Raw genomic sequence first — 10,858 nt, 5'->3', positions numbered from 1 at the left:
TCAATTGATTTAAAGGTACGTCCTATCTATCATTATAAGGGTGATAGAGTCAAAGCTCATATCTTTTTATGTATGTTGGCTTATTATGTGGAATGGCATTTAAAACAGTCCTTGGCTCCTTTGTTATTTGAGGATGAAGAAATTGATGATAGTTCTCTAAATGTGATTAAAGCGAGTCGCAGTGAATCGGTGCAGTCTAAAGAGAGAAAAAAACGGAATCAAGAGAACTTTCCTGTGCATAGTTTTCGGACTTTGTTGGAAGACTTGGGGACAATTTGCTTGAATACAGTGGAATGTACGATTAGGGAGGGAAGTTATCGTTTTTCTAAGATAACTCGACCGACCCAACTGCAACAAAAAGCGTTAGATTTATTGGGAGTTTCCCTGATTTGTACCCAGTAACGGGGCATCAGAAATTCTCTTAATCCCTCCTACAGCATAGGTTATGGCCTTTTGTCAACGGGGAAGTCCAGCTATATAAACTCTATGTGATTATACATTTCTTCGGGTTCAAGAATTTCCCAGATTAAGAGTAGTCCTCGAATTATTTGACCAATAGATTTACTTTGTTGGGGACAGTAAGCAATTCCTGCATGAGTTATAGATGATTGATTGATTCTTAAAAAATCAGTATCTTGAGTAAAAATCACGCGACCATTGGCTAAGGCAAATTGCAATTGTATTTCATCGGATACCCCCAATAAATTTTCTTCTGGAGTGGTAGTAACATCAAGGCCTCGCTGGCGCAATCCAAGAGCAATGTTATAGCTTACATTTTCATCAAGGTGAAATTTAATTTTATTGCCCATTCATTTTTTTAGTTTTTCTTGGACTAGAGAAGGTGTTTTAGCTTGCATTTCCTTGGCAAAGGTATCATCATCTGTGATTTGTTGTCTAATTTCTTCAAGGTGATCGTGATAGTAAGAAAGGGCCGCGTAAACATCAGCTAAAGTAATGCTGGGATAATGATAAACAATTTCATCGGGTGACATTCCCAGGCGTTCGTGCCAAATAACGACATCTTGGACTTTGATGCGATGACCTGCGATGCGCGGTTTACCGCCACAAGTTTCTGGGGTAATTTCAATGTGATTGATTAAAGTTGTTGTCATTGATAATAACGAATTTGTCCGATTATAGGGTCACAAGGAATCTGCGCCCAAATGTTATATATATTATATCACGTCAAGGTTTATAGAATAATTTTATTATGACAACTCTTATAAACTTAAAGCTAATTGAGGCGCGACAATAGTTTCGAGGGAAAAAGCATTCAGATCCGTTAAGCTTTTGGCCTGTTTCAAGGTGATTGCACAAATATTCCCCTGCTGATCAAGATCGACCAAGGTATTTTGTATTTTGTATTTTGTATTTGGTATTTTCATTGATTTCTTGAGTCTCGACAATAGGATTGTTATTGAACTCTAGGTATAGAGTATCCGTATCCTGAAAGTAGGTGATTTTCATGGCTGACTTGGGTTATCAAGAGTTTCTAATCTTCTTCTAATAGTGATTCATTTGGCGGCGATTGCGGTTTTGAGAATTGTCCATCATATTTGAAAGTTAAGCGACAGCGAAGCCTGTATATTGACGTATTTTAGGTTCATGGAATCCCAAAACAATATCTTCTTTAGCAATGCCTGCGCTTAGTAATTCTTTGGTGATACCGTCTTCGGTGTTGTCACATTGTACCCAAATTTTGTCGTTAATAATTTCTAAATGAATCAGACAATCATGATAACGCTGATTCTGTTGCCAACCTTCTGAAATGACGAGATATTGATCATTCTGAGGATCAAAAGCTAGACGATTTTGAATGTCCGCATTGTTATAAATAATTTGGCTATAGGGGACAAGAATCTGATGAATAATTTTGCGGTAATGGTTTAGTTTATCCATTGGGTGATTACCTCATTGTCAGGGTTAAAGATAATTAGTTTTAGTGTTTTTTCTTCAAGGAGTATTTGACCAATTTCTTGATGAAATAAGCTGTTGAAAGTTTTTTCCCGAATAGCAAGATAAAGAGTTCTATCTAAAAGTTGGCGAAAGTTTTATCTTAGACTGAGACTAATTCAGGTTCACTGATCAGCCGTAGAAGTTTTGAGTGATCAACGGTTTCCATCGCAAAGGTTTGGCCGTTTTGATCGGTAAAATCAATCAGAAAAGCTTGCTGATTAAAAGACATTAAAACAGTTCCCATTTGTCCGCGACGCAGAAGGATGGGCTGATGGGTCGTTTTGTGAGTAGCCGTAACATCTTCCGTTAGGGCAACGAGATCGTATTCTTGAATGGTGTTCATCATGGGCTAGTTAATTAATGGGATAGACATTAGTAAGACGAGGAAAATTTTCAGTTATTTGGACAATCCAGCAACTTAAAATTAAGGATTCTCCGATGTCGGTACAGAGGTTAAATTTCAGATCATAGTGAGTGCCATATTGATCGATTTTATAAAGTTCGGCTTCTCCTTCCATTACTGCTTTTTTAAGAGCATTTTCTAGGATTTCTTTATTAGCTAAGGTAATCCCTAATCTTTGTTTGAAAAGCAAGGCTTTATGTTTTCCTTTTGAATGCTCAGGATTGAGGCAGTAACGTTCAAGTTTGTCTCCTAGGTTGGCTTGATCGGCATTGGGAAGTTTCATTTTATTTGTTGGCTTCTCCTAAGTTTCCCTGAATTTGCCCTAACAGTTCCTCACAATCTTTAACCAAGGGAATCCCCAGTTCTTGGGATAATTCAAGTGCTTGTTGGCAATAGCTGAGGGCAAGTTCAGGGCGATTAGTTTTGTGGAAGATTTCGGCAAGAACTCTTAAACTATAGGCGATTAAATATTTATAATCAATATCTTGAGAAATTACTAAGGATGCTTGAATTTTGCTTTCGGCTTCGCTGTAGTTTTCTAGTTTGAGCAATATACTCCCTATAGTATGTAGAGAAGATGCTACCCCTTGCCAATCGCCGATTTTTTCACTGATGTTGAGAGATTGCTGGTGATAGGCGATCGCTTTTTCATACTGTCCCAAGCAATTATAACAATTGCTTAGATTACCGAGAGAAATTGCCACCCCTTGCCGAAATCTGATTTTTTCACTGATGTCGTGATATTGCTGGTAGAGGTCGATCGCTTTTTCATACTGTCCTAGGTCATAATAACAATTGCCTAAATTCCCGAGAGAAATTGCCACCCCTTTCCGATCGTCCATTGCTTCACTGATGTCGTGACATTTCTGGTGATAGAAAATTGCTTTTTCATACTGCCCCAAGGACTTATAACAATTGCCTAAATTACCGAGAGAACTTGCCACCCCTTGCCGATAGCCGATTTCTTCACTGATTTCGAGAGATTGCTGATGATAGGCGATCGCTTTTTCATACTGTCCCAAGCAATTATAACAATTGCCTAAATTCCCGAGAGAAATTGCCACCCCTTGCCGATAGCCGATTTCTTCACTGATGTCGTGATGTTGCTGGTGATAGGCGATCGCTTTTTGATACTGTCCCAGGGAATTATAACAATTGCCTAAATTACCGAGAGAAATTGCCACCTCTTGCTGATCGCCCATTGCTTCACTGATTTCGAGAGATTGCTGGTGATAGGCGATCGCTTTTTCATACTGCCCCAAGGAATCATAGCAAAGGCCTAGACGGTTTAACGATTTGCGATAACAAACTTGTTCCCGTTGACTCCCTGCAATAATTTGCTCATACAATTCGGCTCGCTTGCGATAAAATCCTTGTAAATCTAAAAATTCCTCAACCGATTTATTTTTCTCTTCTCCTCCTCGATCCTCATTCAAAATATCGTAAGCTAACTGCCATTCTCCCAATTCCCCTGCATGGTAAAACGCCTCTAAATAGGCTGTCACATCGGCAAAAGATTCCCAGGGGGGGCCAGGTAAATGAGCCATAAAATAATCTAAGGCTAACTGATGGGAAGATCGCAATATTTCAGCATTTGCTTGATTTTGCACCACCATGGAAATTAAAGGCAAAAACTGAAACTGTCGCGGTTTTACATTGTATTCGGGGGGAAATTCTTGTAATAAAGATAAACGAGCAAAATGTCGTAAATCTTGGTCAGTTATTTCTGGGGTTAATCCCTGCGCTAACCCTAAATCAAAACTCTCGCGCAATACCGATAACCGCGTTAAACTCTCCCTAAACTCTTTCGATAATCGCGCTAAACTGGCGGTAATCACTTCTCTGACACAGGTTTCCGTGTCGCGGTGATAACCCTCCACATCAAACAGATTTAAGCCCAAATTTTGCGACTCGGTGACAGAAACCCCTTTCCCAAACTTATCTTTCATCAAACTACAAACCAGTTCCATTAAGAGGGGATGACCTCCCATTTTATCGACAAATTGGGCTAATTCTTCATCGCTTCCCGTTAAGCCGTGATCTTCGGTGACATAACGCATCGCATCCGCTTCTTTTAACCCTTTTAAAGGCCAAGAATAATAATAATCTTGCAAATTGACGGGGAATTTTAGCTGTTCTCGACTGGTGACTAATAGCTTACTGCTGCTTTCTGTGTTTAACCATTTTTGCAAGAATTGCTGATAAACCAAATTTACTGGGGCAGTTAGTACCGTTTCCAAATTATTCAACACTAATAAACAGGGTTTAGCGGTTAACCCTTTGCTGATTGCGTCTATTAATTGCCCATCATTCCATTTTTCATCATAATTTTGTTTTAACTCCTCTAATAACCACCGTCCGAACTGTGCCAAAGGGTAAGGCTGGTTAAAATTAACCCATAATACCGGCCAATCAGCAGTTAATTGATCTGTAAACTTTCTCGCCAGGGCAGTTTTACCATAACCTCCGGCGGCGGTAATCTCGATTAACCTTAGATGGTCATTCCCTAACGCTGTTTGGAGTTCTTGCAATTCTTCCCGTCGTCCTTGCCATCTACGCACGGGTGGGAGTTGCGTATCCACTAACCCAGAGGTGGTCAGGGGTTGGGGGGAGGATTGAGCCGTTGCTTCGGGTTTAGTTACCGCTTTTTTAGAGGGTTCAGAGCGCCTTTTATGCCACTCCTCCGAAAATTTAGTCAAATTTGTTGTCTTATCGCCGCATTTCGCCCACAGAGTTAGGGAGAACCGCCATTCCTCCGACCCCTGCTGTTTGAAACGCTCATCCCGAAGAATGCCTAGATAATCGGCCAAATAGTGGCTAATCGCGTCCCTAACTTGATCTTTGGTCAATTTTTCCCCTTTCTGCTCTGCCAAGCGTACTAAAGCCGCTAAATTCGTCTCAACCCGCAAAAGTTTCCCCTCTTCCCCTAGAGCCAGCTTGACTCCCCAATCATTATCCTCACATTGACAGTGAGCCACATGATCTAATAAGACTTCAAACAAGCGTTTGACCCTTTTTTCAACAGTTTCGCCATAACTCTTCTTAGGCATGGGATTAGATCGGTAGAGGTTAGGGATAGCTTATTTTAGTCTATTTTTTGGGATGATGAAAAACACCCCCAGAAAACGGGTTTCTTTAAGAAACCTGTTTTCTAATGAAAACCTAGGGGCCGAAACTGAACATCGTTGATGATTTTAACCGTTTCTCCTGATTGCTTAATCACAAATAAACCGCGCCGATAAGCATAACTATCTATGCCCTGATCGATTTCAATCCCCGCTACTGCGCCATAAACCTGAAAGTCTCGAAATTGGGGAAAGGCTAACTTAAATCGCTGTAATCGATCGAGAAAGTCATCTACATCATCCTTCGAGAGTCGAGATTTACACTCCACCGCCACTAACTCACTGCCATTCACCGCCAGAATATCAATTTCCATCGCTGCCCCGGGACGTTTACTTTTTAAGCGACTCATGGTTTGGGTGACATCAATCCCCCGCTCTTGGAATAACTGCACAACCGCCGGCTCTACCATTTCTTCTATAAAAAGACACAAAGGGGTGGTTAAGTTATTGACGGCTTCGGCGGTGGCTCGTACCAGCTTTTTCAATTCTTCCATCGTGCGATCGGCTTCAGCACTGCGGCGATCAGCCTCAGCATTTCGTTGTTCAGCTTCAGCACTACGGCGGTCCGCTTCAACATTGCGGCGCTCGGCTTCAACATTGCGGCGCTCGGCTTCAACATTGCGGCGTTCGGCTTCTTTTTGGAACTCGGCAAATTGAGCCTCGGTTCTTTCAAACAGTTTGTAAATATCGGCGATCGTAATAGCTTCTGACATGGGGTGTTCTTGTCTATTTGAGCAAAGCCGATCCTATTCTAGCAACTCGGCTGGTTGAGAGGATATCGTTCTTTTACCCATCACTTGCTGACAGGATAAATCCGACACCATCCCGACCAAAAATCGCAAATTTTTTCCTAAAAAAGTTTGGAGTCCCCCACTCCCCCAAAGCCTCCCCCAAAGCTGAAAGCCTTAGCCAATCAGCTTTTTATTATGCAATTTTTTTTAATTAGACCTCTTGCCTTAGCACATACCCCAGATTTTTTCATAGCAAGTATCAACCTATTGAAGTGGGGAAAATCTTATGTTTTCAATGCTTACATTCTCAACTGCTATTCTACAGGACTACCTCAAAAAAAACGGTTTTTTTGTCTTCGATAACCCTTCGGGCGATCGCTGGTTCCAATGTTTAGAGGATATTACCCAAGCAACCCCCGTTATCCAAACTAACGGAGAGATTATCTATCCTATCAAAGCAAATCCTGACGCTATGGGAAAAAGTGACGCACAATCCCCCGGAATTGGGCTTTTACCTCATACAGAATGGTCCTACAAAGCTATCCCTCCTAAATACCTCTGTTTGCGCTGTAAAACTCCGGATCGTTGGGGTGGGGGTGCGACGACTTTGGTTAAGTTTGATGACTTAATGCGTCATTTTACCCTTGAGGAACAACATTTTATGGCGGCTCAACCTCAATATTTTATGTCCAAGGACGGCAAAGAAAGCTTTTTTGCACCAATCTGGCAACGAGATGCCGAAATCATCCGCTTTAGCTATAATGTGCTGGTTTATGGGGAATTTAGCCCCGCTCTTAGTAAACCGATCGCTTCTGGTCTAGATTCCCGTTTAATGGCTTTATGTGACAAATTTTTGGCACTGTTTGAAGCCTATCACGTTCCGCTCTATTTAAAAGCAGAACAGATCTTGATCATCGATAATTATACTTGTCTCCATTCTCGCCAATCCTACATTGACCCCAATCGCTGTCTTGAAAGGGTAATGTTCGATGTTCCCTAACGGGAAATCGGGGTTAACTACCGGCTTTATAAGTAATGGCGGGAAGCGGATTTGAACCACTGACCTTCGGGTTATGAGCCCGACGAGCTACCAGACTGCTCTATCCCGCGTTGCTTTATTTAGTATAGAACTAAATCTCGGTAAATGCCAAGGAGTTTGTAATATTCCTTTACATTTACCGTCCGACCAGAGGTTAATACTTACGTTCCACGGGGGTGAAATCCTGAATTACCACGGGCATATAGTCGATATCGATGCCGGAGGGGGAATAATAGGCGAGGGTATGCTGAAGGAAATTTTGGTCATCCCGTTGGGGAAAATCTTCGCGGGAGTGGGCCCCTCGGCTTTCTTGACGATTGAGGGCAGAGGTGAGGATAATTTCCCCCACCACCATGAGACTTTGTAATTCCCAGGCCTCGATTAGTTCCGTATTCCAGCAATCCCCCCTATCATCGAGGTAAATCTGCTCGTATTTGCGCTTTAATTCGCCGATTTGTTTAATTCCCTCGCGCATGGTCGCTTCGGTGCGAAAAACGCCGCAATGTTGGGTCATACAGTCTTGGAATTGCTGACGTAGTTGACCGATGCGAATCGTGCCTTTTTTGGTCAATAAAGCGGTGATTTCCTCTTTAGCATCCTGAAGGTAAATATCGGGATTAAAGACGGGAAAAGCGCGTTTTTCGACGTATTTAGCGATCGATTTGCCGGTTCTTCTCCCATAGACCACACATTCTAACAGGGAATTACTGCCCAAACGATTGGCCCCGTGGACAGAGACACAGGAACATTCCCCGGCGGAGAAAAAGCCCTCGCTGAGGGTATCGGCACTTAAGCGAACGCGACCATCGGTATTAACGGGAATGCCGCCCATACAATAGTGAACTGTAGGACGTACAGGCATCGGTTCCTCTACCGCATCGACACCGACGAGACGGTGGGCCTCCTCCCAACAGAAGGGAATGCGACTCATAATTTTTTCCCGGCCTAAATGGCGTAAATCCAGATAGACAAAGGGACCCCCGGCGCTACCGTCCAGATTTACCCCCCGGCCGGCGCGAATTTCTAGGGTAATGGCCCGGGAAGTGATGTCCCGGGGTGCCAATTCCATGCGCGAGGGGGCGTAGTCTTCCATAAAACGACGACCTTCGCTATTGATTAAATAAGCCCCTTCACCCCGGACTGCTTCCGAGATTAAAACACCGACGGGATAGAGTCCAGTGGGGTGAAATTGGACAAATTCCATGTCTTCTAGGGGAATACCCGCTTTTGCCGATAAAGCTAAACCGTCTCCCGTACAGGCGAAATCGTTGGAGGTGGTATTATAAACGCGACCATAGCCCCCCGTCCCGAACATAATTGCTTTTGCCCGGAGGATTTCTAACTGTCCGGTGGCGATTTGGTACATAACCACGCCTTTAGCCGTACCTTCTTCGAGGATAAGGCGTAAAACGTACCATTCATCGTAGATTTTTACCTGATTACGGCCTAAATTACTGACTAATTCGTGCAGCATGGCGTGACCGGTTTTATCGGCGGCGTAACAGGCCCGGTTATGGCTGTGACCGCCAAAGGCTCTTTGGGCAATGCGTCCATCTTCGAGACGGGAGAATAACACGCCTAGATGTTCCAATTCGATGATAACTTCGGGGGCTTCTCGGGTGAGGATATCCACCGCATCCTGGTCAGCCAGAAAATCGGAACCTTTGACAGTATCGTAGGCGTGGGCCTTGGGATTATCTTTGGGGTCAACGTTTTGCAGGGCGGCGGCGATACCTCCCTGGGCAGCGACGGAGTGGGAACGAATTGGGTGGGTTTTGGCAACGACAGCAACATCGATAGTCGGGTTGAGGCGTTTGATTTCTAAGGCGGCGCGGCATCCTGCTAACCCACCGCCCACTATAACGACATCGTGTTCTTTCATGGCTGATTTTCCTCCGGGCTTCTGTTTCTATGGTGGGGTTAGAATTGCTCGGAAGTCAGTTTTGTAACCGAGACTTTATATTTCAGGAGACAGGAGATAGGAGATAGGAGACAGGAGACAGGAGACAGGAGACAGGAGACAGGAGACAGGAGACAGGAGATAGGAGACGGTCGGCAGGAGGCGGTCGGCAGGAGGCAGAAGATTATTTTTATTGATTCTCCCCACTTCCCACTCCCCACTCCCCACTTCTCACTTCTCACTTCCCACTTCCCACACCCCACACCCCACTTCCCACTTCCCCAAAAAACAACCCGCGGCAGTTAACCGCGAGTTATTTTTGACTAAAATCGGATAATTACTCAACGGTAATCGTTCCGACCATGCCGGCACCGCGATGGGGTTCGCAGTAGTAAGTGTAAGTACCCGGTTCGCTGAAAGTGCTTTCAAAGGACTCACCGGCGGAAAAAGCCAGACCTTTATGGGATAATTTAGCAGCTTGGGCTTCGGGAACCTTGGTGCTATCGAAAACTATGTTATGGGGAGAAAGTTTGTTATTGACCCATTTCACCGTATCTCCTGCTTTAATGGTGAGGGCGGGGGGATCAAATTGTAGTGTACCCGCATCACCGCCCATCTTCACCGTGAAGGTTTCCGCGGCAGCGGAGGCAGTGTTGAAGAAGAAGCTAGAGACGACTAGCACCAGGGTAGCGACCAATAAACCTAATTTTTTCATGCTTGTTAATCCTTTACACGAGGGAAGATGACAAGTTTGACAGCCTGTCTTTTGACAAAAAAGTAAAAGTTTGCTTTTAACTGTCCCATGAATTAATTCTACACCAAGTTTGACAGCTTGTCTTTTGACAAGAAAACCGGTTTTTTCTGACGATGGTTGGGGAATTTCTTAAGAAATAGAGGAGAACCTATCGTGAAAAGATTATTAATTTCCCTGTGCTTGCTCTTGGCTGTGGTTACTTTCGGTATGGCTCGTCCCGCTTTAGCTGATGGGGCTTCGATTTTCAGTGCTAACTGCGCTTCCTGCCACATGGGCGGTAAAAACGTGGTTAATGCCGCTAAAACCCTGAAAAAAGAAGATTTAGCTAAATACGGCAAAGATTCCGTTGAAGCTATCGTTACCCAAGTTACCAAAGGTATGGGTGCGATGCCGGCTTTCGGTGGTCGTCTCAGCGCTGAAGATATCGAAACTGTAGCTAACTATGTCCTCGCTCAAGCGGAAAAAGGCTGGTAAAAGTTAGTTATCGAAAAAATCGGGTCGAAAACCTCGCCTTAAGGCGAAAAGTTTTGGGAGCGGGGCATAAATCCCCGTTACAAAAACGGCCCGCTGCTCCCTGCCTTCGTTATCGGGGGCGAGTTATCGGTTATCAGTCTGTTGACACTCCTGAGCCTAAAGGCGTGAGGATTCTCGAAGCTCATCACTGCACTTTCTGGTTTCCCTTACTCACGTCTTACACGATTATTTCTGAACCGAGATTACTAGAATATCAGTTGCTATCTAGGGTTGGCTGAATAATGGTAAAAACCTTACAGGAAAGGGCTTTTAGCTTGATTGAGAGCTTCCCAAATGCACTTAAATCTGCTAGAATCGCTCAAAACCCTTGCATCACCCTTGCATCTTCTCTAATTAGTGCTAATGTACCGTAAAAGCGAGTTACCCTCAACCCCACCAGAAAACTTCGAGCTGCCCTTTGAGGGGAAATTATCCCA

Annotated in this window: 11 protein-coding genes, 1 tRNA gene and 3 pseudogenes; 3 read left to right on the top strand and 12 right to left on the bottom strand. The window is 43.9% G+C overall.

Annotation, left to right across the window (positions count from 1 at the left end):
• Nucleotides 1-402, top strand: a pseudogene (locus H6G48_RS02975) (IS1634 family transposase); the annotation flags it as partial.
• Between the two features lie 71 nt (nt 403-473).
• On the opposite strand, the gene H6G48_RS02970 reads toward H6G48_RS02975, so the two are convergent.
• The 9 genes and pseudogenes from H6G48_RS02970 to H6G48_RS02930 form a co-directional block, all read right to left on the bottom strand.
• Entirely contained in the window at nt 474-809 is a 336-nt protein-coding gene (locus H6G48_RS02970; protein WP_002795643.1) for a DUF5615 family PIN-like protein, read from the bottom strand.
• On the bottom strand, nt 810-1,112 hold the full coding sequence (locus H6G48_RS02965) for a DUF433 domain-containing protein (RefSeq protein ID WP_002795644.1): 303 nt from the start codon (nt 1,110-1,112) through the stop codon (nt 810-812).
• Nucleotides 1,113-1,220: 108 nt separating this feature from the next.
• Nucleotides 1,221-1,467, bottom strand: a pseudogene (locus H6G48_RS02960) (DUF2283 domain-containing protein).
• 96 nt (nt 1,468-1,563) lie between these two features.
• Entirely contained in the window at nt 1,564-1,899 is a 336-nt protein-coding gene (locus H6G48_RS02955; RefSeq protein ID WP_012267893.1) for a XisI protein, read from the bottom strand.
• A pseudogene (locus H6G48_RS25980) lies at nt 1,887-2,024 on the bottom strand (element excision factor XisH family protein); the annotation flags it as partial. The gene H6G48_RS02955 and the pseudogene H6G48_RS25980, both read right to left, overlap by 13 nt.
• 32 nt (nt 2,025-2,056) lie before the next feature.
• Nucleotides 2,057-2,299, bottom strand: a complete 243-nt coding sequence (locus H6G48_RS02945) for a DUF4926 domain-containing protein (RefSeq protein WP_012267894.1) — start codon at nt 2,297-2,299, stop codon at nt 2,057-2,059.
• A gap of 10 nt (nt 2,300-2,309) precedes the next feature.
• Nucleotides 2,310-2,642, bottom strand: a complete 333-nt coding sequence (locus H6G48_RS02940) for a DUF6883 domain-containing protein (protein WP_002800853.1) — start codon at nt 2,640-2,642, stop codon at nt 2,310-2,312.
• A 1-nt stretch (nt 2,643) separates the two neighbouring features.
• The gene (locus H6G48_RS02935; protein WP_190718919.1) at nt 2,644-5,409 is read right to left on the bottom strand and encodes a tetratricopeptide repeat protein; all 2,766 of its coding nucleotides are present in this window, start codon (nt 5,407-5,409) and stop codon (nt 2,644-2,646) included.
• Nucleotides 5,410-5,510: 101 nt separating this feature from the next.
• Nucleotides 5,511-6,197 carry a DUF3782 domain-containing protein gene (locus tag H6G48_RS02930; RefSeq protein ID WP_190718916.1) on the bottom strand — a complete coding sequence of 229 codons (687 nt, stop codon included), beginning with the start codon at nt 6,195-6,197 and terminating at the stop codon, nt 5,511-5,513.
• Between the two features lie 304 nt (nt 6,198-6,501).
• Between H6G48_RS02930 and H6G48_RS02925 the strand changes: the two genes are divergently transcribed.
• Nucleotides 6,502-7,215, top strand: coding sequence for a TauD/TfdA family dioxygenase (locus tag H6G48_RS02925; protein ID WP_190718913.1), 714 nt, complete (start codon nt 6,502-6,504; stop codon nt 7,213-7,215).
• Nucleotides 7,216-7,251: 36 nt separating this feature from the next.
• On the opposite strand, the gene H6G48_RS02920 is transcribed toward H6G48_RS02925, so the two are convergent.
• From H6G48_RS02920 to petE, 3 genes are all read right to left on the bottom strand, one after another.
• Nucleotides 7,252-7,325: transfer RNA gene (locus tag H6G48_RS02920), tRNA-Met, on the bottom strand.
• Between the two features lie 83 nt (nt 7,326-7,408).
• Entirely contained in the window at nt 7,409-9,136 is a 1,728-nt protein-coding gene (locus tag H6G48_RS02915; RefSeq protein WP_016514268.1) for a succinate dehydrogenase/fumarate reductase flavoprotein subunit, read from the bottom strand.
• A gap of 355 nt (nt 9,137-9,491) precedes the next feature.
• Entirely contained in the window at nt 9,492-9,869 is a 378-nt protein-coding gene (petE, locus tag H6G48_RS02910) for a plastocyanin (RefSeq protein WP_190718910.1), read from the bottom strand.
• A gap of 192 nt (nt 9,870-10,061) precedes the next feature.
• Between petE and petJ the strand changes: the two genes are divergently transcribed.
• Nucleotides 10,062-10,382: a cytochrome c6 PetJ gene (gene petJ / locus H6G48_RS02905; protein ID WP_190718907.1), complete on the top strand. Its 321-nt coding sequence runs from the start codon at nt 10,062-10,064 to the stop codon at nt 10,380-10,382.
• The last annotated feature ends 476 nt before the right edge of the window (nt 10,383-10,858 follow it).

The sequence above is a fragment of the Microcystis flos-aquae FACHB-1344 genome (assembly GCF_014698375.1).
GTDB classification, from domain to species: Bacteria; Cyanobacteriota; Cyanobacteriia; order Cyanobacteriales; family Microcystaceae; genus Microcystis; species Microcystis aeruginosa.
Note: the sequence above shows the minus strand (reverse complement) of the source record. Positions and strands in the feature narration are given on the sequence as shown.

Bases quoted from the DNA above. Each gene is read 5' to 3' on its own strand.
- H6G48_RS02925 (WP_190718913.1), top strand. From the start codon at position 6,502: ATGTTTTCAATGCTTACATTCTCAACTGCTATTCTACAGGACTACCTC.
- H6G48_RS02970 (WP_002795643.1), bottom strand. From the start codon at position 809: ATGGGCAATAAAATTAAATTTCACCTTGATGAAAATGTAAGCTATAAC.
- H6G48_RS02930 (WP_190718916.1), bottom strand. From the start codon at position 6,197: ATGTCAGAAGCTATTACGATCGCCGATATTTACAAACTGTTTGAAAGA.
- H6G48_RS02965 (WP_002795644.1), bottom strand. From the start codon at position 1,112: ATGACAACAACTTTAATCAATCACATTGAAATTACCCCAGAAACTTGT.
- petE (WP_190718910.1), bottom strand. From the start codon at position 9,869: ATGAAAAAATTAGGTTTATTGGTCGCTACCCTGGTGCTAGTCGTCTCT.
- H6G48_RS02935 (WP_190718919.1), bottom strand. From the start codon at position 5,409: ATGCCTAAGAAGAGTTATGGCGAAACTGTTGAAAAAAGGGTCAAACGC.
- H6G48_RS02955 (WP_012267893.1), bottom strand. From the start codon at position 1,899: ATGGATAAACTAAACCATTACCGCAAAATTATTCATCAGATTCTTGTC.
- H6G48_RS02940 (WP_002800853.1), bottom strand. From the start codon at position 2,642: ATGAAACTTCCCAATGCCGATCAAGCCAACCTAGGAGACAAACTTGAA.
- H6G48_RS02915 (WP_016514268.1), bottom strand. From the start codon at position 9,136: ATGAAAGAACACGATGTCGTTATAGTGGGCGGTGGGTTAGCAGGATGC.
- H6G48_RS02945 (WP_012267894.1), bottom strand. From the start codon at position 2,299: ATGAACACCATTCAAGAATACGATCTCGTTGCCCTAACGGAAGATGTT.